Here is a 24337-nt window from a genome sequence, read left to right on the forward strand (position 1 = left end):
TCGGAAATCACCATGAAAATCTTACGCCGTCTGTTCCTTGCACAATGCGTCCTGCTCGCCGCAGCTTTTGGGCATCCCTCTTTCGCCGCTGACAAACCTGCGGGCAAACCGATCCTGATCCTGACCGGCAAGATCAGCCAAAAAAATGATGGCGACCGCTATGTTTTTGATATGGCCATGCTGGAGAAACTTCCGCAGCACAGCTTCACCACCAAAACGCCATGGTTCAAGGAGCCGGTCAAGTTTACCGGCCCGTTGCTGCGAGATGTGCTGACTGCAGCGGGTGCCTCTGGCGAGACCCTGACGGCTTTTGCACTGAACGACTATAAAACCGAAATCCCCGCCAAGGATGCCAGCCTCAACGTGATCGTGGCTCGCCTCATGGACGACAAGACAATGCCGGTCCGTGAAAAAGGGCCTTTGTTCATCATTTATCCCTACGACCAAAATAAAGATCTTCAGACCAAGATTTACTACTCCCGTGCTGCATGGCAGCTTAAGGCAATCGAGATCAAGTAATCTTGAAGGCGCTTTATGCATTTCAGTGAAAATTTCCATTGAAGGGCATCCCTTGAAGCCGGGTCTGGCGGCGGGTAAAGCTGCGTGCAAAACAACAAACAGGCGCTGCGCATCGTGAAAGACACCCCTGGACACCGGTCCGTTTGAGACCCGCATCGTGGCCAGGCCAGCGCAACGCGCCGGGGTGCGCGCCATTGCAATGGACAGGTTAGCCCCTTCAATGGGAACCCCCGCTGAATTGCGCGAAGAGCCCTCTTAAATACGCGATTCGGGAGCACTATGAAGGACGTGAACCGTGGCCAACGCTGGCTGATTGTGATCAGCGCAACGCTGCTCCTTGTTTTTTCAGCGGTGCTCTACATTCAGTTTCATCAGAGCCGCTTGCTCAGCAATACCTTGCGGATGGAGGAAGACAATCTTGCATGGAGTTTTTTCCAGCTGGAGACCGAGTCCCTGCGCCTGCGTGAAGCTTTGCTCGATGAGCTCAACCAACCGGAAGCTATCGATCGGGACAAGCTGCAGCTTCGATTCGATATATTTTTTAGTCGCTTTGGGGTCGTGATGGACGGCCGCGGCGCCGCCTTGTTGGCAAGCTACGAGCAGTTCGATTCGACCGTGGCGTTGTTACGTGTTTTTTTTGGCGCCACGGAATCTTATTTTTCCGAAAATGCCGCCACCACGCGGGACGCCCAGGCGATGCGGACTATGTTTCAGGGCCTGGAGCAGTTGCGCGATCCGCTGCGCGAGTTATCGCTCGCCGCAAACGGCATGACAGGGGCACGTGCCGAGGCCAGAGCCCATGAAGTGCAGCGGCAGATCGCTATCAGCACCGGCTTGATTTTGTTCCAGTCCGCGCTGACTTTGCTGTTTTCCATCATCGTCATCCGTCAAATTCGCCAGCTGGAGGCACGCCGGATCGACTTGGGAGCATTGGCCGGCCAGCTTGAACAATCGAACCGGGCATTGCACGAACGTGCGAACGCGTTGACCGTGGCACTGGGGCGCGCCGATCGGAGTTTTTCCGAGCTTTCCAGCTACATTCAGGCGATCGACCAGCACGCCCTTGTCAGCATCACCGATGGTGCCGGGCTCATCACCCAGGTGAACGACAAATTTATTGCAACCTGCGGCTACAGCCGGGAGGAACTGCTCGGTCAGGACCATCGCTTGCTCAATTCCGGATTGCATGACAAAGCCTTCATGGCCGAGCTGTGGGATACGCTCGCCCGCAACGATGTCTGGCGGGGCGAATTCTGCAATCGGACCAAGCTGGGCACCCTGATCTGGAGCGACTGCGCCATCGTGCCGCTGCAAAACTCGCATCAGAGTGAGGCGCGTTTCATTTCGGTCAGTATTGATATCACCGAGCGCAAGGCAATCGAAACCGAACTGCTGAGCGCCATGCGCTTGGCCGAGGCTGCGAATCGTGCCAAAAGTGAATTCCTCGCCAATATGAGTCATGAAATCCGTACGCCGATGAACGGTATCCTTGGCATGACCGAGCTGGCGATAGCCACGGAAAACAAACAGGACCAGCACGACTATTTAAGGCTGGTGAAGTCCTCGGCCGATTCGCTGCTGATAATCGTCAACGACATCCTCGACTTCTCCAAAATCGAGGCCGGCCAGATGACCCTGGAACACATTCCGTTCACCCTGCAGGATGTCTTGCCCGACATCATCAAATCCACCGCTGTGCGTATGGACCACAAGGACGTGGAGTTGCTGCATGAAATCCACCCCGCGGTGCCACATCAACTTGTCGGCGACCCGGAACGCCTGCGCCAGATTGTCCTTAATCTGTTGGGCAACGCGGTCAAATTCACGGCGCGGGGAGAAATCGTTCTTGCCGTTATTCTGGAACCCTCGCCGGAGGGCGAAACTGTTCTGCATTTTTCGGTTCGGGATACCGGCATCGGGATACCCCAAAACAAACAGGAAAGCATCTTCGACGCCTTTTCCCAGGCCGACGGCTCGACCACGCGAAAATACGGCGGCACCGGGTTGGGGCTGTCGATTTGCTCCCGGCTGGTGGGGTTGATGGGCGGAAAAATCTGGCTGGACAGCGAGCCTGGCGCGGGCAGCACCTTCCATTTCACCGCCCGCTTTGGGCTGGGAGCAGATGCAGAATCCGTCGCCGGCCCTCCTGGACTGGACAGCTTGCCGGTGCTGATCGTGGACGACAACGCGACCCATCGCCGTATCCTGAGCGACAGCTTGCGCCGCTGGAATATGCACCCGATCGCCGTCGACAGCGGCGAGCAGGCGCTGGCGGCTCTTGCCAGCGCCAGGGCGCAAGGGGGAGGGGCTGCTCTGCTGTTACTGGATGAAAAAATGCCGGTGATGGATGGTGTCACCACGGCCAAGCGAATCCGCGGCAATGCCGATCTGGACGGCACCATCATCATCATGATGACGTCGAGCCCAACCGCGGTGGCCGCCGCGCACAGGCGCGAATTGGGAATTGCCGCCTTCCTGACCAAACCCGTCACACAGTCTGGCTTGTTGGAGGCGATCCAGGCTGCACTCGGCATGGAGAACGATAACGCGCAACGCTTGGCGACATCCGCGGTTCAATCCGAAACAACAGTCCGCCTGGCCATCCTGCTGGTGGAAGATAACGCCATCAATCAGCAACTGGCCATCGTACTGCTTGAAAAAGCCGGGCACCACGTCACCGTGGCGGAAAATGGGTGCGAGGCGCTGAAGGCGCTGGAGCGTGACAATTACGATCTGGTGCTGATGGATATGCAAATGCCGGAAATGGGGGGCATTGAGGCCACCCTGCACGTCCGGGAAAATGAGCGCCGGCTTGGCGGTCACATTCCTATTATCGCCATGACCGCCAATGCCATGGACGATGACCGGGAACGCTGCCTCGCAGCTGGCATGGACGACTATGTTTCAAAGCCGATCACTTCCGCCAGGCTGTTTGCCGCCATTGACGCTGTGGTGCGCACCCGGCACCTCGGCAGACCAGGGTCGGAGCGCAAGTTGCCTGATGGGCCTGATGGCAAGTTGCCAGTGAACGGCTTCGACTATGCTGCGGCGATCGCGCAATCGGATGCTGAAATACTGGCCATCATAGGCGCCATGACGGTGGAGGCCATCCCCCAAAATTTGTCTTCCATCGAGAATGCGCTGTTGCAAGGTGGCGAGGAGGAAATCAGACGCGCCGCGCACACCTTGAAGGGGGCGCTTCGCTACTTCGGCGCCAAGCCGGCGGTCGAATGGGCAAGAAAAATGGAGGTGCATGCCGCAGAAGGACAAATTGATGCGGCGCGCAGCTGTTTCAAGCCACTACAGGAAGAACTGGAAAAATTTCAGCCGGTCGCGGCGGCCGTCTTCAGCGCACCCAAGGGCTGATCGGATGTAACGCGCGCCGATGACCGCTGACCTTGTCCGCAGGATTTTTGCGGATCAATAAAACAATACGGATTGGAAATTCATGGATTTTTTTAAAAAATACGGGGGCTGGCCAATTTCGCTGCTCCTTCCTCTACTGGGCATCCGCGGCGGTGCCGCTGAGGTTCAACCACACCCAGAAAGAAAACCCATGGTTTCCCCAGCGCCTTCTGATGCTGTTTCTGTTTCCAAAAAGATACGCGAGCGCATCATGGAAGCCGGGGTTCGGTTTCACGCCAACGACAATATTGCCGACTTCATCAAGCCCGGCGAAATGGAAGCCCTGTTAACCGAAGTGCAAGCAAAGCTGCACGACGTCCTGCACAGTCTGGTGATCGATACCGACAGCGATCACAACACGAACGAAACGGGACGCCGGGTTGCCAAGATGTTCCTCCATGAAGTCTTTCGGGGCCGGTATGTTCCCATGCCGTCGTTAACAGAATTCCCGAACGCGTCACGTTTGAACGAGCTGATGATTATCGGGCCGATCACCATACGCAGCGCCTGTTCGCATCATCTTTGCCCGATCATGGGGCGAGTGTGGGTGGGGGTCATGCCCGATGAACATTCCAATTTGATCGGATTGTCGAAATATGCACGCATCGCCGACTGGATCATGAACCGACCGCAAATTCAGGAAGAAGCGGTGGTGCAATTGGCTGATGTGTTGCAAGACAAGATGCAGACGGATGGACTGGCCATCGTGATGGAGGCCGACCATTTTTGCATGCATTGGCGCGGCGTAAGAGATACAGGCGCAAAAATGACCACCAGCGTGATGCGCGGCAAATTTTTGACCGATGCAAGCTTGCGACGTGAGTTTCTGTCGCTGCTCAGCGGAAAATAAACTGGCGCTTCGCGCATTTCAGTACAGTAAGATTTTCCCTTGCGCCGGGGGGAACGCTCGTTCAGGCAACGGATACGCCTGGAGGTCGTCGACTCGGCCATGATGCCGCGCAAGGTCACAGTCTTCCCCACGTCAGACGCCGAGTTTAGCGTCCGGATCAGTGAGCCAGGCAGCCATGCAACATTCTTTTTTTGTTATCTCCAGAATCAGCGAAGGTGGCCCAGGGGTCAGCTCGAGGGCGCGGCACGCAGGCCACAGTACGCGCACAAAACCGTAATCCTCATGTCAAATTCAATTGTGTAATACTTTTCACTAAATATGATGATATCGACAAATTCAAGCAAACAATGATAAATTCGCGTTAACTTGTGTATCATTGGTAAAACGGCAATGGCTGGTTTTACATAGAGGGTTTGAAGCATGAACGTCGACGATATGAAGGCCGAAATTCGTGATGCCAATCTCAGCTACCTGATGCTCGCGCAGCAGATGATCCGTTCCGATAAGGCCGCAGCTACTTTTCGGCTGGGGGTCAGTCTGGCAATCGCCGATCTGCTGGAGCGGCTCAGCAATGCACAGCTGTTGAAGCTGGCAAGCACCAGCATGATGCTGGCCAGGTTCCGCTTCGATGATGGCGCCATCCTCGGCATGCTGACCGACCACGGCAAAGACTCTGCGCTGGCCCGGTCCCACGCGGCGATTCTGATGACAGGCCACACGGTCGAAGACATTGTTTGACGGTCTCGAATGATTGCCCATCACCAAGAAAGCGCCGAATGACCAAGAAAAGCGTGGTGGCGGAATCCCGGGACATCCAGCTGGCGATTGAAATGATCAATCTCGGCGCTCGTCTGCAACTGCTGGAGTCGGAAACCTGGCTTTCCCGCGAACGCCTGTTGAATTTGTACAAAGAACTCAAGGGCGTTTCACCGCCGAAAGGCCTGCTGCCATTTTCGGTTGACTGGTTCATCACCTGGCAGCCCAACATACATGCTTCTTTCTTTATGGGCATTTACAAGTATCTGCTTGCACAGGCCCAGATTTCCGGGATTGAGGCCATCTTGAAGGCTTACAAACTTTACCTTGAGCAGATGGGGCCGGGTCCGGGCGAAGAGCCGGTGCTTTCGCTGACGCGCGCCTGGACCCTGGTCCGTTTCTTTAGCAGCAAGATGTTGACGAGCGCTCATTGTGGCGCGTGCGGCGGCGCATTTGTGGTTAATCCGCTGGAAGTGCGCAGCAAGTACATCTGCGGCCTGTGCCATATGCCTTCGAGGGCAGGGAAAACCAGAAAAGCCAGGGAAGAAGCTGATCACGCCGTCGCGGCAGGGCTGGTCTGAATCCACGCGGCCGGTCATTGCGCTTTGTGCCAGCCGTTGAAGCCTTGGTACTGCATGGCGTGGCATTTGTGATGGTGCTGATGGTCTGTGGCCGCTGGCTGGCTGGCGTATCGGTACCGCTTGAAGCCGCTGCGCTGCTTCAGGGCGCATTGGCAGCGGCACTCTCGCACTGGCGAGGCCTTGCGCCGTGGTGGCTGCCGATCCAGTTCCTGTTTCCGATCGCGTCGATGGCGCTGCTGTCGCTTGATCTGCCACCCGGTCTTTTCCTCGTCGTATTCGTTTTACTTCTGGGCCTGTACTGGAGCACGTTCCGCACCCAGGTTCCGTTCTATCCGTCCGGCCCGGCCGTCTGGGAAGCCGTGGCCGGCTTGCTGCCGCAGCACCAGGCGATTCGGTTCGTCGATGTGGGCAGCGGCGTGGGTGGCCTGGTGCTGGATCTGGCCGGACGCCGGCCGGAAAGCACGTTTGTCGGGATCGAAGTGGCACCGCTGCCCTGGCTGGCCAGTTTCCTGCGCACACGCAGCCGGCGCAGCAGCGGCCGCTTCATCCGGGGAGATTATTTCAGCCTGGATTTTGCCCGGTATGACGTTGTGTTCGCCTATCTGTCACCCGCCGCGATGCCGGCGCTCAGGGACAAGGCGAAAGCGGAAATGCGGTCCGGCACGCTGCTTCTCAGTTACGAGTTTTCGATCCCGGGCATGGCGCCAGATGACATCACATGGCCCGACCCCGGCGGACCTGCGCTCTACAGCTGGCGCATGTAGGCAACGCCTGGCACAGCTTGCGCCGGCGCCGAAGCCTGCCCTTGTCCTGGTTAAAGTTTTCGTGCTGCTTGCCGTAAATCGAATGAAGACCATCTTTCATGCCATTGCTCGGCCATTTGCGGCAGCAAACGGCTTGTTATATTAATTGGTAAACAGAGGGCCGCTAACCGTGGCGGGTCCTCTTTACGAGTGGAGTGAGCGCGTTTGTTAGTCATCCTTGGATATGTTGCCGTCACGCTTTCGGTCTTTGGCGGTTTCCTGCTGGCGGGCGGGCATTTGGCGGCGCTCCTGCAACCGATCGAGTTTCTGATGATCGGTGGTGCCGCAGTGGGCGCTTTTTTGGTCGGCAACAATCTGGCTGCGATCAAGGCCACGCTCAAAGCGCTGCCGACTGTTTTCAAAGGGGCCAGGTACACCAAGGCGCTGTACATGGAGCTGATGTCCCTGCTGTTTGAAATACTGACCAAGGTGCGCAAAGAAGGACTGATGTCGATTGAAGGGGAAATCGAAAAGCCGGAGGAAAGTCCGATCTTCAGCAAGTATCCGGGCGTGATGGGCGAGCCTCACACGCTCGAATTCATTGTCGATTATTTGCGTCTCATGGTGTCCGGCAACATGGATGCGTTTCAGATTGAAAACCTGATGGATAACGAAATCGAGACCCACCACAGCGAGGGTGAAGTACCCGTGCACTGCATCGCCAAGATGGGCGATGCCATGCCGGCCTTCGGCATTGTGGCGGCGGTGATGGGTGTCGTTCACACCATGGAGTCGGTTGGTTTGCCGCCGGCGGAGCTGGGCGTCCTGATCGCCCAGGCGCTGGTCGGAACCTTCCTTGGAATCCTGCTTTCGTACGGCTTCGTCGGGCCGCTGTCCACCCTGCTGGAGCAGAAGCTGAACGAATCCTCGAAGATCCTCCAGTGTGTCAAGGTGACGCTGGTGGCGAGCCTGAACGGTTACGCACCGGTGCTGGCGGTCGAGTTCGGCCGCAAGGTCTTGTTTTCAACGGAACGCCCCTCTTTTCTTGAACTGGAAGCGCATATCAGGAAAGCCAGAACCAAGTGACTGGCGACAGGCGGACCGGCCTGCGTTTGACCATAGCTTTATTCAAGAAACCCCCTGAGCGAACATCGACATGGCCGAAGAAGAGCGCCGCCCCATCATCATCAAACGCATCAAGAAGAAACGCGCCGGTCACCACGGCGGCGCGTGGAAGATCGCCTATGCCGATTTCGTGACGGCGATGATGGCGTTCTTTTTATTGATGTGGCTCATCGGCTCAACCGACAAGGGCACGCTCAGAGGCATCGAGGAGTACTTTAAAACGCCGCTCAAGGTCGCGCTGGCAGGCGGTTCGGGCAGCGGCGAGCGCTCAAGCGTGATCCCGGGGGGCGGCAAGGATCCGAGCGAGAAAGATGGTCAGCTCAGGAAAGAGCCTCTGGAGCAATCCGAAACGGCGCGCCTGAAGGCCCTGAAATCACGCATCGAGACTGCCATCGAAACCCAGCCGCTGCTGACGCCGTTCAAAAAACAGTTATTGATCGATATCACGACAGAGGGCTTGCGGATTCAGATCGTCGATGAAAAAAACCGACCGATGTTTGCCCTGTCCAAAGCCGAGCTGCAGCCCTACACGAGGTCAATCCTGCATGAGCTTGGGAGCATGTTGAATGATGTGCCGAATAAGATCAGTCTTTCCGGGCACACTGACGCCACACCCTACGCCAGTGGCGAAAAGGGCTACAGCAATTGGGAGTTGTCCGCTGACCGGGCCGGCGCGTCGCGCAGGGCACTTGTCGCTGGTGGCATGGACGAAACAAAGGTATTGCGGGTCGTCGGTTTATCGTCGGCAGTCTTGCTGGACACGCAGGATCCGGTCAATCCCATCAATCGCCGCATCAGCATCATCCTGATGACCCATAAAGCAGAGGAAGCGGCGCTCAATGAGGGCAAGAAGGTCACCCTGCTAAAAGAAGAACCTGAAGCCCGGCCAGGACCTGCCGGCGCACCAACGAAATGACGGATGACTTCGTCATTGCTAATCGCCATAGTCTTTTTCTGCTGGCCCGGCGTCATTCGCTTGGGTTAAGCAACAATGGAAAATGATCGGCATGATGCGTGAATGGGTACAAGGCGCGCTCTGCGAAATCCATCTCAACCTGATGGCAGCGATACGCTGCGCTTTGTACGGAGGAGCCTCCTGACCGCTTCCCGATTGGGGCCCCAAGGGGGCTGTGCTCCAGTACGCCACGGTGAGTTTTTGTTGCCCGCGTTGTGAGGCAACCTGTGAACATCATGTTCTCAGGAGGACTCTGGATGTCTACCAACGAATCCGACGGGGGCGAGCTGACCGGGATTGGCGCTTCAAAGGCGATGACCGCTGCGCCCGCTTTCTTCCGCATCGCCGACGTGATGCGCATCACTTCACTGAGCCGGGCGACGCTGTACCGGCGGATCGCTGACGGCATTTTTCCGGCGCCCGTGCACTTGGGCGGACGGGCCTGCGGCTGGACGCCGGCGGCGCTCCGAGCCTGGATCGACGATCCCGGCGGATATCGGGCACCTGGTCGATCCGATGACAAGAATGCTGGATCCAAGACGCAGCCTTCCGAATTGGCGGCGATGCCAGGGGGCTCGCAACGGCCGGGCGGCAATCAGGCTTCGGCCAGGATGGCATCGATTCGCGCGCCTAACTTGCACCAGGCATCACGCTTCTCATCGGCGTAGTCATGGTGCATGTAATGCCGACGGATCTTGCTGCCGGGCATCACATGGTTTTGGCAGCGGTCGATGACATCCAGGCTAACCCCCAGTGCTTGCAGCATGGTGGCGGCGGTACGGCGCAAGTCGTGCGGCGTCCATTCGCCGTTCTCACCCTTGGAAAGAACCAGGGTGTCGTCATTGCGTCGGTTTTTGAGTGGCTTGCGGTTCTTGAATTGCATTTGCCGGTCACCGACCTGCTTGGACACGGTCTTGACGTTAACGTGCCCTTTTTGGTGGCGGGCAGGGAAACACCATTCACTTTTGTCGTCGCCCACGCCGGTAATCGCATGCAGGACCTTGAAATGGCGCAGCGCGAAGTCCGACAGGTAGACCTGCCAATCCACGCGCGTTTTGGTGTTCTCACGCGGTACGAACCAGGTGCCCGCCTCGAGATCGACGTGTTCCCAGCGGGCCATCAGCAGTTCGCCGATGCGGCATGCGGTTCCGAGGCATAGCCAGAGAGCCAGCTGCGTTTCGTGCTGCAGGGGGCGGTCAGCGCTGCGCCGGTTGTCGGCTGTTTCGTACTGTTCCCGCGTTGCGGCAAAGATGTTGCGCAGCTCGCGGATTTCGGCGGGCTGCAGGATGCGCTCACGGATGACGGGTTCGTACCCTGCAGGAACCACCTGCTTGGTCTCGACCAGTTCGGCCGGATTCCCATCGATCAGCAGGGCCTTCCACGGCTGCCGTTTGATGGCCCAGCGGTACATCTGCCGCACTTCGATCAGCATGCGCTCCGCCGTGCGGCTGCGCTTGCGAACCCGACCGACCTTGCGCAGCGCGTCACGCAGTTCAGTGTCGGTGATGCTGCGGACAGGCAGCTTGCCGAGTTTGGGCAGGATGTCTTTCTCGAAGGTGCGGCGCAATTCCGCGTTGTCGTCGGCGCGTTGCACCCCATTGGCGATCCAAGCGTCGAACATCTCCTGCAGTGTGGCCGCCTCCCGCTTGCGCTGGATTTCTGCCGCAATGAGGGCTTCCCGCTGTGCTGCCTGCTCGGCCTCGCGCTCCATGAGCGCGACGCGGGGATCAGCGCCGGCGGCGATGCGGGCGCGTTCCTGGGCTGCGGTATCCCGTGCAACTGCGAGCGACACGTCCGTCGCGCTGCCGAGGGCGAGCTTGCTGCGCTTGCCATCGAAGCTGTACACCAGCAGCCACGACTTGAAGCCGGTGGGTAGTACGCGAAGGAACAGCCCGCCGCCATCGGCGATCAGTCGTTCCTTGTCCGTTGGCTTGGCGGTCTTGACCGCTCGATCCGTCAACTGGTGCAGTGCCATTTCATGCCTCCCGGCGAAGGGTGTTCGGCGGGGGCTTGAGCGGACACTGTTCCCATGAATTCTGCTAACCCGCTACCCCCGGCGTAATGGGAACAGAATACCCCAAAAAACGCTTCCGTGGGAACACCGTGGGAACAGTTGACACGCGCTTGAAAAAAACTGCTTCGGATGGCTTGAGACGTATTTAGACAAATAAGTCGTTTTAAATCAATAAGTTATGCTCTTAAATTCGATTTCAAAACGTCTCAAGTGATCGCACTAAGTTGATGCATTTTTTGAATTTACTGTCTGTCACGCCGGGGGTCGCGGGTTCGAGTCCCGTCCACTCCGCCAAGCATGCGAAAAGCCGTTATAAGTCATTGATTTATAACGGCTTTTTTCTTTTTCTGCGACACCATTTACAGCACCATCGGTGCTACCCCGAAGCCCCTTTGGTGTGGCGCAGCGCTGACAGCGCTTTTCTTTTTTTCAAAGTGCTTGTTATCATACATATGTGAACAATAAGCCTTCTGTCTTCCAGAAAAGCCGCATGCCGCTCTATCTGCAGGTGGCCGGCCTGATGCGGAAAAAGATTGAGAGCGCGGAATGGCACTTTGGCGAGCAAATCCCGACGCTGGACGAACTGGAGCTGGAGTACCGCGTCTCCCGCATCACACTGCGGGCATCGCTGGCGCAGCTTGAAGAGCAGGGCCTGATTCGCCGCACGCGTGGCCGCGGCACCTTCGTCGCCAAGGATTTGTCGCAACAGCGCTGGTTCAAGATGCCGACCAATTTCGATGACCTGGTGGCGGCCGTTTCCAGCCTCAAGATCCATCTGCTGGCGATCGATCAGGACGACCAGCCTTTGATCCCCCTGTTCCCGTTCGGCGACGTGGCCCCGGCGTACCGCCGGCTCAGGCGTGTGCATTTCCACAATGACGTGCCCTACTGCCTGATAGAGATCTATCTGGCCAAGGATATTTTTGAACTCGATCCCGTGGCCTTCAGCAGTGCGCCCATCATCCCGAAGCTGGCGTCGCTGCCCGAGGTGCAGATCGCACAAGCCAAGCAAATCATGCGCATTACCGTGTCCGACGAAGACACGGCCGCTCACCTGGACATAGGCGTGGGCGCTCCGATCGCGGACGTTTGCCGAGCCTTGCAGGACCAGCATGGGCGCATTGTCTATTACGCCCATATTCAGTATCCGGCCCAGATGATCCAGGTTGAAACCGACCTCATGCACGGAGCGGCGAAACCGAAAAAGTCCAGATCGCGCAAAACAGCCGTCTGATCCATTATTTCAGAGACACGCATGACCCTTGCTCCTATCACTTCGTTCAACAAGCTCCCCGCTGTTCAGCTGGCCAAAGTCGAGGCCATGGTATTTCGCGTCCCCATTGACGAGCCGGTACAGACTTCATTCGGGATCATGTATGACCGCCCCGCCGTGCTCGTGCGCGTCGAGGACCGCGAGGGCGCCGTCGGCTGGGGCGAGATCTGGTGCAACTTTCCCGGCGTAGGCGCTGAGCACCGCGCGCGCGTTCTCGAGTCGGCGATCGCGCCCATCCTGCTAGCGCAAGAATGGAAAACCCCCGAACATGCTTTCCGGGAACTGTCCCGGCGTCTGCACATCCTCGGCATTCAGTGCGGTGAGCCTGGAACGATCGCACAGGCCATCGCTGGCGCCGACATCGCGCTCTGGGACCTGGTGGCGAGAAAGGTGGACCAGCCCCTCTGGCGGCTGCTGGGTGGAACGGCCTGCATACAAACTTATGCATCCGGCCTGAGTCCGACGCAGCCGGAAAAACTTGCCGCTGCCAAACGGGATGAAGGATTTCGCGCTTTCAAGCTCAAGGTGGGTTTCGGCGCTGAGCGGGATGTCGCCAACCTGCGCGCCTTGCGCGAGCTGCTCGGCCCGGATGCGACCTTGATGGTCGATGCCAACCAGGCGTGGACACCGGATGAAGTGGCCGATATGAGCCTCCGGCTGGCCGAGTTCCGGCCGGCCTGGCTCGAAGAGCCGATTGCCGCGGATTATTCCCTGGCTGACTGGGGCCGCATTGCCAGGCAATCCCCGATTCCTCTGGCCGCCGGCGAAAACATGCGCGGTGAGCAGCAGTTCACCGATGCCATCGACTGCGGTGCGTTTTCCGTGATCCAGCCCGACCTGGGGAAATGGGGCGGCTTCAGCGGCTGCCTGCCCGTTGCGCGCCAGGCCATGGACAAGGGCCGCATGTTTTGCCCGCACTGGCTGGGTGGCGGAATCGGCTTGCTGGCGTCCATGCATTTGAAGGCGGCAGTCGGTGGTGCCGGCTACGTGGAGGTGGACTCGAACCCCAATCCCTTGCGCGAATTGCTGGCCACTCCCTATCCTGCCGTCAACGAGGGCGCCGTCATCCTGTCGGATCATCCGGGGCTGGGTGTCGCGCCTGACATGGACGCCGTGCGCGGCTTCCTGACCAGGCATCACTACGCTTGAACGCACCCCGGCACCTCAAGGTTTGAATCCACCCAGAAAGACAAAGCATCATGACGAAAAAAATAGTGATTTCCGAATTCATGGACGAGGCGGCGGTGGACAGCCTGCGAACGTCTTTTGATGTTCTGTACGACCCTGAGCTCGCGCTGCAGCGCCCGGCGCTGGCCAGGGCGTTGCAGGATGCGGATGGGCTGATTGTGCGCAACCGTACCCAGGTCGACCGGGACCTGCTTGCCGGTGCCGGCAAGCTCGTCGCCGTCGGCCGCCTGGGCGTTGGCCTGGAGAACATCGACCAGGACTGCTGCGCCAGACAGGGTGTTGCCGTCATTCCGGCAGTGGGTGCCAATGCGGCAGCGGTGGCGGAATATGTCATCAGCATGGCCATGGTTCTCATGCGCGGCTTTCTCTTTTCGTCAGCCAGCGTGGCTCAGGGCCTCTGGCCGCGCGCCCAACTGGCCTCCGGCCTGGAGGCCGCGGGCAAGACCATGGCTATCGTCGGGTTCGGCTCCGTGGGGCAGAGCGTCGGCAAGCTGGCACAGGCGATGAACATGCGCGTCATCGCCTACGACCCGGTTCTTCCCTCCACGCATCCGGCCTGGATCAACGCTGTGCGCTGCCCGGACCTCGATGCCTTGTTTCGTGCCGCCGATGTCGTGACCCTGCATCTGCCGTTCACACCCGAAAACGCCAATCTGGTCAGCGATCGCGAGCTGGCGATCATGAAAAAAGGTGCTGTTCTCATCAACACGGCCAGGGGCGGCCTGGTCAGCGAACCGGCGCTGGTCAGGGCGCTCAGGTCGGGCATGCTTGCCGCGGCGGCGGTCGATGTGTTCGAACAGGAGCCGCTGCCCGCTGACTCTGTGCTGGCCGATTGTCCCAATTTGTTTCTGACGCCGCACATTGCCGGCGTCACACAGGAGTCCAATGTGCGCGTGTCATCGCTGATCGCGCAACGCATCGCAGAAGTCCTCAGTTAGTTCCTCTTCCTCCTCTTCCCCTGGTACTCCGACCCAGAAATATCGAAACATGAAAGCGCGCCTTCGCACCCAGGCCGTCGTTGCAAATCCTCGCCATAGCGACGGCTATGTCTGCGGTTTGCGCCTCGCCCTGGGCCCGAATCCATCACTTTCATCTTGTTCCGCTACCTCTGTGTCGAAGTACCAGACGACAAATTCACAAACCGAAAGGGTCCCATGAACGTATCGAAACTCCTTGCCGCCTGCGTGATCGCCATCGGCAGCATCGCCGCAGCCGGCGCGCAGACCTGGCCGGCCAAGCCCGTCAGACTGGTGGTGCCGTATCCGGCGGGCGGCGGCGTCGATCCGGTCGCACGCCTGGTCGGCCAGAAGCTGGCCGAGCGCTGGAAACAGCCCGTGATCGTCGACAACAAGCCGGGCGCCAGCGGATCCATAGGCGCCAGCTACGTCGCGCACGCTGCACCGGACGGCTTGACCATCATGATGTCGGCGACCGCCGAGGTCGCGATCAACCAGTTCATCATGGAAAAAATGTCATACAACCCGGAGACCGATCTGGTCCCGGTCACGCTCGCCGTGCGTCTCCCCTTCGTGCTGGTGACGAGTCCGTCGCGCCCGTATTCCACGGCCGCCGAGCTTGTTGCCTACGTGAAGAAAAATCCCAACAAAGTGACCTATGCCTCATCCGGCCCGGGGACACCACAACACCTGGCTGCTGTGCTGCTGGAACAACTCAGCGGTGTAAAAATGATCCATGTCCCTTACAAGGGCGTGGCGCCGTCGATCGCTGATCTGCTGGCCGGTCATGTCGATATCGGGTTCGCCGGTTTGCCCACGGCACTGCCGCATATCCAGACCGCTGCATTGAAAGCGCTGGGTGTTTCGTCCAAAACGGCCTCGGCTGCTGCACCGAAAATCCCGCCACTGGCGGCCACCCCGGGGCTGGAAGGCTTTGAGCTGAACCAGTGGTTTGGCGTGTTTGTGCCTGCGGGTACGCCAGACACCGTGGTGCAGCGTATCCAGAAGGATATCTCCGAGGTGCTGCAAATGCCGGACGTCAAAGAAGCGCTCGAAAAACAAGGTGCGCAGCCAAGCGGCATGCCGACGGCGGAATTCGCCGCTTATTTGAAGAGCGAGCGCAAGAAATTCGAGAACATCGTCAAGAGCGCGAATATCCAGCCGTAAGCGGCCGCTCCCGGCGCCGCGCTATCCCTCGCCGCCCCGAAAGCCCTGGCCGGCCGGCACAGAGGGCGAGCTCATGCGGCTTGCCTTTCAGCGCCCGGTCGGGCAGTAGCTGTTTTTCGGCTCTTCACCGCGCAGGTACTGCAATTCCTCTTCCTCGGTCGCCTTGCGCACCGACGCCAGCTTGGCGCGGTCGCCGTACAGGTCTTTCAGGGTGTCGGTCATTTTCTGGAACGGATCGTCGTTGGGGCCGAAGGCCCTGAACCAGCGGCGCGCACGGCCTTCGTAGTGGAAGTCCACGACCCAGATGACGGAGGTCTTGAAAAATTCAGCCATGCGAATGTGTGATCCGGTGGGATGACCGGCCGGGGATGGCGTTGTCCCTCGGCCTGGTAATTTGCCATTGTAGGCAACTGCCGGGAACGTTGTTGCACGGAATGGCCAGCGTTTTTCATGTCGCCGGGCGCAGGGCGCCTGCCGACGCGGTAACCTTGGTCTGGTCGTTGCCGGAAATATCAACTGGGCGCCGATGTTTTCGTCGAACCGTCCATCAGGGAGAAATGAATGAACCGGGATTTTGTCATGCGTCTGCTTCACGAGCGGATGGACCAGCCGGACCTGACCGAGGGGCGGGTGTTTGACATGGGCACGCTGGCCGAGGTGCTGATCAACGAGCTGGCGGAGAGCTGGGAACAGATTCCCGAGCGCACCCGCGCCGTCATGATGGGCGCTGCCTTTGACCTGGTGGTGCAGGACCTGACGCTGCAGGAGGCCGACATCGAGGCGGCGCTGGTGATTGAAGGCCTGAAGAAGAAATAGCGCGCAGGTCCGGCAAGCACCGCCCTTGCGTCCTCCCGCAACGCGCTGGCGAGCCGCGCGCCGCAAGCCTTGAGACAGCGTTGGGCTGGCATCACAATGGGCGCATGCGCAAACACTTTTCCGAAACCACCGGCCCGCAGCGCCTGGTGTATGGCCTCGCGGCGGGCCTGGCCACGGCGGCGTTGCCGCTGCCGCTGGCCTGGCCGCTGCGCGGCTTGCTCGGCTGGTGTGCGGGCGTGGCCGTCTACCTGTTGCTGGCCTGGTGGCTGGCCATGGGTTTTGACGCCAGACGCACCCGCGAACGCGCCCAGGCGCAGGACGAGCCCAGCGTGGTGATTTTCCTGATGCTGCTGCTGGCGACCCTGGCCTGTGTGGCGGCCATTGTGTTCATGATGCAGCAGAGCCGGGACCTCTCGGGCCTGGGACGCACACTGCATATTGCCTTGTCGATGGCGGCGCTGGCGGCGTCCTGGCTGTTCATTCAGGCAATTTTTGCGTTTCATTACGCGCACCGCTATTACCAGGAAGAAAAGCGCAAACAGCCCGCCGGGGCCGGCCTGCTGTTTCCCGGCGGGCTGGACCCCGACTATTTCGATTTTTTATATTACGCCCACGTGGTCGGCATGACCTCGCAGGTGTCCGACGTGCAGGTGACCTCGCGCGCGATGCGCCGGCTCACGACGGTCCACGCCGTGTTGTCCTTTGCCTTCAACATGCTGATCCTGGCACTCAGCATCAATGTGGTGGCGGGCGCCCTGCAGTAAGCCTGCACCAAGCCCGGCCGTCAGCCTTCGCGCAGTTGCTTGTCCAGCGCCCGCTTGTCGGCGTGCCGGGTCGCCGAGCGCGACTTGCGGTGCGCACCGGCCTTGCGTTTCGCCGCCGGCACGACCAGCGGGTTGCGCGGCCGGGTGGCCTTCAGCTTGAGCTTGATCTTGGTTTTGCGGGCGGAACTCATCGGGGAATTTTAAGCAAACCGGTGGACAGCGCGGTGCCGCAGACGATGACCACGGCGCACACCAGCATCCAGAGCGTGACGGCCTCGCCGAGAAACAGCACGCCGTAGAACACGGCAAACACCGGCACCACAAACGTCACGGCCAGCGCGCGCGCCGGGCCGGCGGTCTCGATCAGCCGGAAGTACAGGATGTAGGCAATGCCGGTGCACAGCACGCCGACCACCAGCAGGGCCAGCCAGGCGCTGCTGCCGGGCATCTTTGCCGGCCACAGCCACAGCGCCGGCAGCGCCAGGCCCAGGGTGGCGCCGATCTGGCTACCCGCGGCGGTGACCAGCGGCGGCAGGCCGGTCAGGTAACGCTTGGTGTAGCTGGCCGACAGCGCGTAACAAATGCAGGCCAGCAGGCAGGCCAGCACGGCCCAGCCCGGCGCCACGCCCGAGGCGTCGGGCTGGAAGGTGGCTTTGTCCCAGGCCAGCATGGCGACCCCGGCAAAACCGACCACCAGGCCCAGCAGGCGCGAGTGGTTGGGCTTGTCCTTGAGCCAGAGCCAGGCCACGAGTGCACCGAACATCGGCACGGTGGCATTGAGAATGGCCGACAGCCCGGTCGTGATCGACAGCAGTGCAAACGAAAAGCAGGCAAACGGAATGCCGGAATTGAACACGCCGACCAGAAACACATGGCGCCAGTTTTTCACCAGCGTCGCGCCGAGCCCGCGCAGCAGCACCAGCGGCAGCAAAAAGGCCGCGGCAATCGCGACGCGCACGGCGGCGGTGGGCAGCGGGCCGAACTCGACCGTGCCTATGCGCATGAACAGGAAGGACGAACCCCAGATGGCGGCCAGCAGCACGAAGTCGATGGCCCAATGTTTCGGGCGGGCGGCGGCGGCTGCGCTTGCAGATGTTGAACTCAAGACCGGTGCTCCTGAAGCACACCTTCGAGCTTGAGCAGGGCGGTTTTGCGGTCCAGTCCGCCGGCGTAACCGGTCAGCGCGCCGTTGGCGCCCATCACGCGGTGGCAGGGCACGATGATGCTGACCGGGTTGCGGCCGACAGCGGCGCCCACGGCGCGCACGGCGGTCGGTTTGCCGATGCGCCGGCCGACTTCGCTGTAGCTGGCCGTGCCGCCTTGCGGAATGCCCAGCAGCGCCTGCCAGACCGATTGCTGGAACGCGGTGCCATGCGCGAGGTCCAGCGGGACGTCAAAACGGCTGCGCTGGCCCGCGAAGTAGGCGGTGAGTTGTTGCATCACTTCTTTCAAAACGGGATGGTCGGGATCGCTGGGCCAGACCGAAGGCTCAACCAGTTCCGGCGGCAGGTGGCGCTGGCCCTCAAACCAGAGCCCGGCCAGGCCTTTGGCGGTGGCGGCAATGATGATGGTTCCGAGCGGACTCTGGAAACGTGTCTGGACGATGGAGGTGTCGAATTTCATGGTGATCTCCTTGAAGTGTCTCTCATTGGCGCAAGCGCCGCGAAGTGTGCTTGCAGGTGTCAGGTGGGTTGTATGCTTTTTGTGGCGCCAGCCCTTGCTGTGCGGTCGCCATCAGCTATCAATTGCGTAGCATCTGGCGGAGGAGTGGCCTGCATGGCACCGCTCCAGGCCCGGATCACGGCGTAGCTGCGCCAGGGCTTCCAGGCCAGCGAGGCGAGCTCGGCTTCCCTGGCCGGGTGTTTCAGCCCCTGCACGCCAAGCGCCTTGTGCAGCGCCACGTCGCCGGCCGGAAAGGCGTCGGGCCAGCGCAGCGCCCGCATCGCGATGTACTGCGCCGTCCAGTCGCCAATGCCGGGCAGGGCCTTCAGCGCGGCGATGGTGGCGTTGACGTCGGCGCCGCCGTGCAGTTGCAGGCGCTTGTCGGCCACCGCCTGGGCGATGCCGACGATGGCGGTCTGCCGCTGCTTGACGATGCCGAGCTGGCCCAGCGCGTCGCCGCTGGCCTGCGCCAGCACCGCCGCGGCAGGAAAAAGTCGCGTCAGCGCGGGCCAGGGGGTGTCGATCGGTTCGCCGAACTTGTCCACCATGCGCTGTGCCAATGTGCGCGCCGCCGCCACCGTGATCTGCTGGCCCAGCACCGCACGCACTGCCAGTTCATAACCGTCCATCGCGCCGGGCACGCGCAGGCCGTCGCCGCCCGGAAAACCGGCGTGCAGCACGGCGTTGATGGCCTGCGGGTCGGCGTCGAGGTCCAGCATGGCGCGCAGCCGCCGTATCACCAGCGGCAGCACCTCGCGCAGCGAGTCGCTGATGCGCAGCACGACGTGGCAGCGGCTTTCGTCGAAGCTGGCGTGGATCCAGCCGGCGTGCACCTTGCCGCCAGACTCAACGCGAAAAGTGCGTCCCATCCCCATTCCGCCTGCGCCGTCAGCTACAAATTCGATAGCGTTGATCTGGCGTTTGCTGAAAAAACCCGTCATCGCCGCCACGTCGTAGGGCGGGCGGTAACCGAGCCTGACGGTGATGCCGGTGTCCGGCGAGGTGGCGCCCTGGCGCCGCATCTGCGTCGGGTTCAGGCCGTAGTGGCCGACAAAGGCCGCGTTGAAGCGCCGCACGCTGGCGAAGCCGCTGATCAGCGCCACCTGCGTGACGGGCAGGGCGGTGTCGGCCAGCAGCTGCTTGGCCGTCAGCAGCCGGCGCGTCTGCAGGTACTGCAGGGGCGACACGCCGAACTGCGTCTCGAAAATCCGCCGCACGTGGCGGTCGCTGACCCCCAGCTTGGCGGCCAGCAGTTCGACGGACGGTGCGGCTTCCGTCCAGGCCTCGGGTTCATCCAGCAGGCGGGCCGCCTGGTGCGCCAGGATGTAAGAGGCGTCCTGGATCGACCAGACCACCGAGTGCGGCGCCAGTTCCGGCCGGCAGCGCAGGCAGGGCCGGAAGCCCGCGTTTTCGGCCTGGGCGGCATGGCCGAAGAAGCGGCAGTTCTCGCGTTTGGGCGTTTTGACGCTGCAGACCGGCCGGCAGTAAATGCCGGTGGAGGTCACCCCTGTAAAAAAGCGGCCGTCAAAGCGGGCGTCCCGCGCTTTCAGCGCGAGGTAGCAGGCATCGTCGGCGAGTGGGGTGGCATCCGGGGTCATGGGCTCGATGATACGTGGCGGGCGGGTTTTGACTAGCCGTTTTCGGACATCTCCCGCGCGCGCCCGGCGCCTACAATCGGCGCTGTTTCGCAACCCCAGGAGTGCCCACCCCATGCAGCTTGACGCATCCATTTTCAAGGCTTACGACATCCGCGGCGTGGTGCCTTCTACTGTCAATGAACCGGTCGCCGAGGCCCTGGGCCGGGCTTTCGGCAGCATCGCCCTGGCCCAGGGTGAACAGACGGTGGCGGTGGGACGCGACGGGCGCCTCAGCGGGCCGGCCCTGAGCGCGGCGCTGATGCGCGGCCTGGTGGCCAGCGGTGTGGATGTGGTTGACATCGGCATGGCCACCACGCCCATGCTGTATTTCGCGGCCAGCACGCTGGCCAGCTCCGGCATCCAGATCACCGGCAGCCACAACCCGAAGGACTACAACGGCTTCAAGATGGTGCTGGCCGGCCGCGCCATTTACGGCGAGGACATCCAGGCCCTGCGCCGCAGCATGGAGGCCGAAGGCTGGGTCGCACCGGCCCGCACGGGGCGCATCACCAACGTCAATGTGCTCGCGGCCTACCGCGACCGCATCGTGGCCGACATCAAGCTGACACGGCCCATGAAAATTGTCATCGACTCCGGCAACGGCATTGCCGGGGCCTCGGCGCCCGGCATCTTCCGCGCGCTGGGCTGCGAGGTGACCGAGCTGTTCAGCGAGGTCGATGGCACGTTTCCGAACCACCACCCCGACCCGAGCAAGCCGGAAAACCTCAAGGACCTGATCACCGCGCTGCAGTCCGGCGGCGCCGAACTGGGCCTGGCCTTTGACGGCGACGGCGACCGGCTCGGCATCGTCACGCGCGACGGCAACAACATCTACCCCGACCGCCAGATGATGCTGTTTGCGCGCGATGTGTTGTCACGCGCGCCGGGCGGCGCCATTGTGTTCGACGTGAAGTGTTCGCAGCGCCTGGCGCCCGAAATCGAGGCCGCCGGCGGCGTGCCCATGATGTACCGCACCGGCCACTCGCTGATCAAGGCGAAGATGAAGGAAGTCAATTCGCCGCTGGGCGGCGAAATGAGCGGCCACATCTTCTTCCAGGAGCGCTGGTACGGCTTTGACGACGGCACCTATGCCGGCGCCCGCCTGCTGGAAATCGTCAGCCGCGCGCCCGACGCCGGGGCCCTGCTCAATGCCCTGCCCACCAGCTTCAGCACGCCCGAACTCAACGTGGCCTGCCGCGAGGGCGAACCGCACACCGTGGTGGACGCGCTGGTGTCCCTGGCCATGGAGGCGATGCGCGATGCCGGTCCCTCGCCGGCCGGTCCCGATCCCTCGGGCGCCAGCGCCTTGCGCGAAGCCCTCAACGCCGGCGCCAAAATTTCCACGATTGATGGCGTGCGCATCGACTGGGCCGACGGCTTCGGCCTGATTCGTGCCTCCAACACCACGCCGGTGCTGGTGCTGCGTTTTGAAGGCCGCACACCGGAGGCGCTGGCGCGTATCCAGGCCGACATGCTGGGCCTGCTGCGCAGCGTCAAGCCCGATGCGAGTTTTGCGGTGGCGGCGCACTGAGCACACCGCGCAGTGAGAATCCTCCTGGTCAAACTCTCGTCGCTCGGCGACGTGGTGCACACCTTGCCGGTGGTGCAGGACATCCTGGCGGCGCGCCCCGGCGCGCAGATCGACTGGGTGGTGGAAAGGTCGTTTGCGCCGCTGCTGTCCCCGCTGCGGGCGAGTGGGCATCTGCAGCACGTCATCCCCTGCGAGCTGCGCCGCTGGCGCAAAGCGCCGCTGGCGTCGGCGACGCGAGCCGAGTGGGGCGCTTTCAAAAAGCAACTGCAGGCCCAGCCCTACGACGCGGTGATCGACCTGCAGGGCCTGACCAAGTCCGCCCTGGTGGCGCGCCTGGCCCGGCTGGCGCCGGGCGGCAAGCGTTATGCGCTGGCCAACCAGACCGAGGGTTCGGCCTACGAGGCGCCGACGCGCTGGGTCGCCGACGTGGCGATTGCCATGGCGCCGCACATCCATGCCATGCAACGCGGACGCGAGCTGTGCGCGCGCGCCCTGGGCTACGCCTTGCCGCCGGTTCCGGATTTTGGATTAAAAGTGCTTTCAGCCCATATGAAACGTGCGCAGGGTGCTCCTGAAATAATAGCGTTCGTGCACGGCACCTCGCGCGCCGACAAGCAGTGGCCGCTGGAAAACTGGGTCAGGCTGGGCCGGCAGCTCATTGCGCACGGCTACCGCATTGCCTTGCCGCACGGCAGCACGGACGAACTGGCGACCAGTCAGGCCATTGCTGCGGGCTTGAACGCCGGTAGTGCGGAAGATCGGGGCATCGTGTGGCCGCGCCTGTCGCTCGACGCGCTGACGCAGCACCTAGCGCAATGCGTCGGCGTCATCGGCGTGGACAGCGGCCTGAGCCACATTGCCGTTGCGCTCGACCTGCCGCATGTGCAGATCTACAACTTCGACACGGCCTGGCGCACCGGGCCATTACCGGTGCCTGCGGGCTCAGGTGCCCAGCGCCAGCTCAGCGTTTTTGCCCGGCCTACACCGTCGGTGCAGGCGGTCTGGGACGCCTGGCTCAGTTGCCAGCCGCTCCCGGCGCAGGTGTCCGAATGGGCGCCGCTTCCCTGATGGTCCGCCAGCTGTATTCACTGCTGATGTGGGCCGCCCAGCCTTTTCTGCGGCGCAAGCTGCGCAGGCGGGGCTTAGTCGAGCCGGGTTACCTCGACGCCATCGAGGAACGTTTCGGCCATTACCCCCAGGCTGCCGAAAGCACCTCCGAGCTGGTGTGGGTGCACGCCGTGTCGCTGGGAGAAACCCGCACCGCGGGCATTTTGCTGGCGGCCCTGCGTGCGCAGTGGCCCGGGCTGCGCATCCTGCTGACCCACGGCACGGCCACCGGCCGGGCCGAGGGCGCGGGCCTGCTGCGCGCGGGCGACGTGCAGGTCTGGCAGCCCTGGGACAGCCAGGCCGCCGTGGCGCGCTTTTTCGCGCACTTCCGGCCGCGCCTGGGCCTGCTGCTGGAAACCGAGGTCTGGCCCAACACCGTGGCCTGCGCGCAGGCGCGTGGCGTGCCGCTGGTGCTGGTCAACGCGCGCCTGTCCGACAAGTCGCTGCAGCAGGCGCTGCGCATGGCACTTCTCTCGCGGCCGGCCTATGCGGCGCTGGCGGCGGTGTACGCCCAAAGCGACAACGATGCTCAGCGCCTGCGCGCGCTCGGTGCGCCGGTGCGCGCCGTGTTCGGCAACCTCAAGTTCGACGCCGCCCCCGACGCAGCGCAGCAGGCGCTGGGCCGGCAATGGCGCCAGGCACTGGGCCGCCCGGTGCTGATGCTGGCCAGCTCGCGCGAGGGCGAGGAAGACAGTTTTCTGGAGAAAATCAAGGCGCTGGCCCTTTCCACACGGACGCCACCAGCTCCTGAAAAGAGAGCAGATGGCGAGCCGGCGCCGACCGACGCCGACTTCCAGATCCTGATCGTGCCGCGCCATCCGCAGCGTTTTGACGAGGTGCAGGCGCTGGTTGAAAAACACGGCTTGACGGTGGCGCGCCGCTCCGGCTGGAACGGTGCGCCGCCAGCCGCCGCCGATGTCTGGCTCGGCGACTCGCTGGGCGAGATGGCGCTGTATTACGCCCTGAGCGACGTGGCCCTGCTGGGCGGCAGCTTCGCACCGCTGGGCGGGCAGAACCTGATCGAAGCGGCCGCCTGCGGCTGCCCCGTCATCATGGGCCCGCACACCTTCAACTTTGCCGAAGTCGCCGAACTCGCCGAAGCCGCCGGTGCCGCGCGCCGGGTTGCAGACATGGCGGAAGCCGTGCGTGCCGCCCGCTCCCTGCTGCGCCGGCCCGCCGCACAACAGGCCGCCGCAGCCGCCGGCCGGCAGTTTTCGGCACAACATCGCGGCGCGGCCGCCAACACGGTGCATGCGCTGGAACAACTTCTGAAGAGCTGAAGGACCGA

At 61.9% G+C, this 24337-nt stretch carries 24 protein-coding genes; 18 read left to right on the forward strand and 6 right to left on the reverse strand.

Going from position 1 to position 24337, the window contains the following annotated elements; genetic code table 11:
- The first annotated feature begins 12 nt into the window (after positions 1 to 12).
- The 9 genes from B7G53_RS03815 (at position 13) to B7G53_RS03855 (ending at position 9602) form a co-directional block, all read left to right on the forward strand.
- Entirely contained in the window at positions 13 to 519 is a 507-nt protein-coding gene (locus tag B7G53_RS03815) for a molybdopterin-dependent oxidoreductase (RefSeq protein ID WP_096663668.1), read from the forward strand.
- A gap of 279 nt (positions 520 to 798) precedes the next feature.
- Positions 799 to 3885 carry a hybrid sensor histidine kinase/response regulator gene (locus B7G53_RS03820; RefSeq protein ID WP_096663671.1) on the forward strand — a complete coding sequence of 1029 codons (3087 nt, stop codon included), beginning with the start codon at positions 799 to 801 and terminating at the stop codon, positions 3883 to 3885.
- Between the two features lie 190 nt (positions 3886 to 4075).
- Entirely contained in the window at positions 4076 to 4774 is a 699-nt protein-coding gene (folE, locus tag B7G53_RS03825; protein ID WP_096663675.1) for a GTP cyclohydrolase I, read from the forward strand.
- A gap of 420 nt (positions 4775 to 5194) precedes the next feature.
- Positions 5195 to 5512 (forward strand): flagellar transcriptional regulator FlhD, encoded by a 318-nt coding sequence (flhD, locus tag B7G53_RS03830; RefSeq protein ID WP_096663678.1) that lies wholly within the window; start codon positions 5195 to 5197, stop codon positions 5510 to 5512.
- Positions 5513 to 5550: 38 nt separating this feature from the next.
- On the forward strand, positions 5551 to 6111 hold the full coding sequence (flhC, locus tag B7G53_RS03835) for a flagellar transcriptional regulator FlhC (RefSeq protein WP_096663680.1): 561 nt from the start codon (positions 5551 to 5553) through the stop codon (positions 6109 to 6111).
- Positions 6112 to 6182: 71 nt separating this feature from the next.
- Positions 6183 to 6875, forward strand: a complete 693-nt coding sequence (locus B7G53_RS03840; RefSeq protein ID WP_141396282.1) for a class I SAM-dependent methyltransferase — start codon at positions 6183 to 6185, stop codon at positions 6873 to 6875.
- 204 nt (positions 6876 to 7079) lie between these two features.
- On the forward strand, positions 7080 to 7940 hold the full coding sequence (gene motA, locus B7G53_RS03845) for a flagellar motor stator protein MotA (protein ID WP_096663687.1): 861 nt from the start codon (positions 7080 to 7082) through the stop codon (positions 7938 to 7940).
- Between the two features lie 70 nt (positions 7941 to 8010).
- Entirely contained in the window at positions 8011 to 8895 is an 885-nt protein-coding gene (gene motB, locus B7G53_RS03850) for a flagellar motor protein MotB (protein ID WP_096663690.1), read from the forward strand.
- Positions 8896 to 9191: 296 nt separating this feature from the next.
- Positions 9192 to 9602, forward strand: coding sequence for a helix-turn-helix transcriptional regulator (locus B7G53_RS03855; RefSeq protein ID WP_255249900.1), 411 nt, complete (start codon positions 9192 to 9194; stop codon positions 9600 to 9602).
- Here the strand turns inward: B7G53_RS03855 and B7G53_RS03860 are convergent.
- On the reverse strand, positions 9530 to 10909 hold the full coding sequence (locus B7G53_RS03860; RefSeq protein ID WP_096663694.1) for a tyrosine-type recombinase/integrase: 1380 nt from the start codon (positions 10907 to 10909) through the stop codon (positions 9530 to 9532). The two genes, B7G53_RS03855 and B7G53_RS03860, sit on opposite strands and share 73 nt — an antisense overlap.
- 529 nt (positions 10910 to 11438) lie before the next feature.
- Between B7G53_RS03860 and B7G53_RS03865 the strand changes: the two genes are divergently transcribed.
- The 4 genes from B7G53_RS03865 (at position 11439) to B7G53_RS03880 (ending at position 15532) form a co-directional block, all read left to right on the forward strand.
- On the forward strand, positions 11439 to 12182 hold the full coding sequence (locus B7G53_RS03865; RefSeq protein ID WP_096663697.1) for a GntR family transcriptional regulator: 744 nt from the start codon (positions 11439 to 11441) through the stop codon (positions 12180 to 12182).
- Positions 12183 to 12203: 21 nt separating this feature from the next.
- On the forward strand, positions 12204 to 13370 hold the full coding sequence (locus tag B7G53_RS03870) for a mandelate racemase/muconate lactonizing enzyme family protein (RefSeq protein WP_096663700.1): 1167 nt from the start codon (positions 12204 to 12206) through the stop codon (positions 13368 to 13370).
- 50 nt (positions 13371 to 13420) lie between these two features.
- Entirely contained in the window at positions 13421 to 14347 is a 927-nt protein-coding gene (locus B7G53_RS03875; RefSeq protein ID WP_096663703.1) for a hydroxyacid dehydrogenase, read from the forward strand.
- 216 nt (positions 14348 to 14563) lie between these two features.
- Positions 14564 to 15532, forward strand: coding sequence for a Bug family tripartite tricarboxylate transporter substrate binding protein (locus B7G53_RS03880; protein WP_096663706.1), 969 nt, complete (start codon positions 14564 to 14566; stop codon positions 15530 to 15532).
- Between the two features lie 87 nt (positions 15533 to 15619).
- Here the strand turns inward: B7G53_RS03880 and B7G53_RS03885 are convergent, their stop codons facing one another.
- A complete protein-coding gene (locus B7G53_RS03885; RefSeq protein WP_096663709.1) occupies positions 15620 to 15865 on the reverse strand; it encodes a hypothetical protein in 246 nt (81 codons plus the stop codon).
- 228 nt (positions 15866 to 16093) lie between these two features.
- Between B7G53_RS03885 and B7G53_RS03890 the strand changes: the two genes are divergently transcribed.
- Positions 16094 to 16348 carry a hypothetical protein gene (locus B7G53_RS03890; RefSeq protein ID WP_217992581.1) on the forward strand — a complete coding sequence of 85 codons (255 nt, stop codon included), beginning with the start codon at positions 16094 to 16096 and terminating at the stop codon, positions 16346 to 16348.
- Positions 16349 to 16452: 104 nt separating this feature from the next.
- Positions 16453 to 17112, forward strand: a complete 660-nt coding sequence (locus B7G53_RS03895; protein WP_096663715.1) for a DUF1345 domain-containing protein — start codon at positions 16453 to 16455, stop codon at positions 17110 to 17112.
- Positions 17113 to 17132: 20 nt separating this feature from the next.
- Here the strand turns inward: B7G53_RS03895 and B7G53_RS22785 are convergent, their stop codons facing one another.
- The 4 genes from B7G53_RS22785 to B7G53_RS03910 are packed head-to-tail and all read right to left on the reverse strand — an operon-like array spanning position 17133 to position 20372.
- A complete protein-coding gene (locus tag B7G53_RS22785) occupies positions 17133 to 17303 on the reverse strand; it encodes a hypothetical protein (RefSeq protein ID WP_176491274.1) in 171 nt (56 codons plus the stop codon).
- Positions 17300 to 18217, reverse strand: a complete 918-nt coding sequence (locus B7G53_RS03900) for a DMT family transporter (protein ID WP_096663718.1) — start codon at positions 18215 to 18217, stop codon at positions 17300 to 17302. The genes B7G53_RS22785 and B7G53_RS03900 overlap by 4 nt, the downstream gene beginning before the upstream one ends.
- Positions 18214 to 18735 carry a methylated-DNA--[protein]-cysteine S-methyltransferase gene (locus tag B7G53_RS03905; RefSeq protein WP_096663720.1) on the reverse strand — a complete coding sequence of 174 codons (522 nt, stop codon included), beginning with the start codon at positions 18733 to 18735 and terminating at the stop codon, positions 18214 to 18216. Before B7G53_RS03905 ends, B7G53_RS03900 begins: the two co-directional genes overlap by 4 nt.
- A 59-nt stretch (positions 18736 to 18794) precedes the next feature.
- The gene (locus tag B7G53_RS03910) at positions 18795 to 20372 is read right to left on the reverse strand and encodes a DNA-3-methyladenine glycosylase 2 family protein (protein ID WP_096663723.1); all 1578 of its coding nucleotides are present in this window, start codon (positions 20370 to 20372) and stop codon (positions 18795 to 18797) included.
- Positions 20373 to 20484: 112 nt separating this feature from the next.
- Here B7G53_RS03910 and B7G53_RS03915 point away from each other — a divergent pair, with 112 nt between their 5' ends.
- From B7G53_RS03915 to B7G53_RS03925, 3 genes are read left to right on the forward strand one after another with little or no spacing between them, the layout of a single operon-like run.
- Positions 20485 to 21942, forward strand: coding sequence for a phosphomannomutase/phosphoglucomutase (locus tag B7G53_RS03915; RefSeq protein ID WP_096663726.1), 1458 nt, complete (start codon positions 20485 to 20487; stop codon positions 21940 to 21942).
- 12 nt (positions 21943 to 21954) lie between these two features.
- Positions 21955 to 23010, forward strand: a complete 1056-nt coding sequence (gene waaC, locus B7G53_RS03920; protein WP_096663729.1) for a lipopolysaccharide heptosyltransferase I — start codon at positions 21955 to 21957, stop codon at positions 23008 to 23010.
- The gene (locus B7G53_RS03925; protein WP_096663732.1) at positions 22992 to 24329 is read left to right on the forward strand and encodes a 3-deoxy-D-manno-octulosonic acid transferase; all 1338 of its coding nucleotides are present in this window, start codon (positions 22992 to 22994) and stop codon (positions 24327 to 24329) included. The genes waaC and B7G53_RS03925 overlap by 19 nt, the downstream gene beginning before the upstream one ends.
- The last annotated feature ends 8 nt before the right edge of the window (positions 24330 to 24337 follow it).

It is taken from the genome of Polaromonas sp. AET17H-212 (assembly GCF_002379085.1).
Taxonomy (GTDB): domain Bacteria; phylum Pseudomonadota; class Gammaproteobacteria; order Burkholderiales; family Burkholderiaceae_C; genus Polaromonas.

What these genes read in the sequence shown, in the direction of transcription:
- B7G53_RS03815 (WP_096663668.1), top strand. Translation starts at nt 13, where the DNA reads ATGAAAATCTTACGCCGTCTGTTCCTTGCACAATGCGTCCTGCTCGCC.
- B7G53_RS03820 (WP_096663671.1), top strand. Translation starts at nt 799, where the DNA reads ATGAAGGACGTGAACCGTGGCCAACGCTGGCTGATTGTGATCAGCGCA.
- folE (WP_096663675.1), top strand. Translation starts at nt 4,076, where the DNA reads ATGGTTTCCCCAGCGCCTTCTGATGCTGTTTCTGTTTCCAAAAAGATA.
- flhD (WP_096663678.1), top strand. Translation starts at nt 5,195, where the DNA reads ATGAACGTCGACGATATGAAGGCCGAAATTCGTGATGCCAATCTCAGC.
- flhC (WP_096663680.1), top strand. Translation starts at nt 5,551, where the DNA reads ATGACCAAGAAAAGCGTGGTGGCGGAATCCCGGGACATCCAGCTGGCG.
- B7G53_RS03840 (WP_141396282.1), top strand. Translation starts at nt 6,183, where the DNA reads ATGGTGCTGATGGTCTGTGGCCGCTGGCTGGCTGGCGTATCGGTACCG.
- motB (WP_096663690.1), top strand. Translation starts at nt 8,011, where the DNA reads ATGGCCGAAGAAGAGCGCCGCCCCATCATCATCAAACGCATCAAGAAG.
- B7G53_RS03855 (WP_255249900.1), top strand. Translation starts at nt 9,192, where the DNA reads ATGTCTACCAACGAATCCGACGGGGGCGAGCTGACCGGGATTGGCGCT.
- B7G53_RS03860 (WP_096663694.1), bottom strand. Translation starts at nt 10,909, where the DNA reads ATGGCACTGCACCAGTTGACGGATCGAGCGGTCAAGACCGCCAAGCCA.
- B7G53_RS03865 (WP_096663697.1), top strand. Translation starts at nt 11,439, where the DNA reads ATGCCGCTCTATCTGCAGGTGGCCGGCCTGATGCGGAAAAAGATTGAG.
- B7G53_RS03870 (WP_096663700.1), top strand. Translation starts at nt 12,204, where the DNA reads ATGACCCTTGCTCCTATCACTTCGTTCAACAAGCTCCCCGCTGTTCAG.
- B7G53_RS03875 (WP_096663703.1), top strand. Translation starts at nt 13,421, where the DNA reads ATGACGAAAAAAATAGTGATTTCCGAATTCATGGACGAGGCGGCGGTG.
- B7G53_RS03880 (WP_096663706.1), top strand. Translation starts at nt 14,564, where the DNA reads ATGAACGTATCGAAACTCCTTGCCGCCTGCGTGATCGCCATCGGCAGC.
- B7G53_RS03885 (WP_096663709.1), bottom strand. Translation starts at nt 15,865, where the DNA reads ATGGCTGAATTTTTCAAGACCTCCGTCATCTGGGTCGTGGACTTCCAC.
- B7G53_RS03890 (WP_217992581.1), top strand. Translation starts at nt 16,094, where the DNA reads ATGAACCGGGATTTTGTCATGCGTCTGCTTCACGAGCGGATGGACCAG.
- B7G53_RS03895 (WP_096663715.1), top strand. Translation starts at nt 16,453, where the DNA reads ATGCGCAAACACTTTTCCGAAACCACCGGCCCGCAGCGCCTGGTGTAT.
- B7G53_RS22785 (WP_176491274.1), bottom strand. Translation starts at nt 17,303, where the DNA reads ATGAGTTCCGCCCGCAAAACCAAGATCAAGCTCAAGCTGAAGGCCACC.
- B7G53_RS03905 (WP_096663720.1), bottom strand. Translation starts at nt 18,735, where the DNA reads ATGAAATTCGACACCTCCATCGTCCAGACACGTTTCCAGAGTCCGCTC.
- B7G53_RS03910 (WP_096663723.1), bottom strand. Translation starts at nt 20,372, where the DNA reads ATGACCCCGGATGCCACCCCACTCGCCGACGATGCCTGCTACCTCGCG.
- B7G53_RS03915 (WP_096663726.1), top strand. Translation starts at nt 20,485, where the DNA reads ATGCAGCTTGACGCATCCATTTTCAAGGCTTACGACATCCGCGGCGTG.
- B7G53_RS03925 (WP_096663732.1), top strand. Translation starts at nt 22,992, where the DNA reads ATGGGCGCCGCTTCCCTGATGGTCCGCCAGCTGTATTCACTGCTGATG.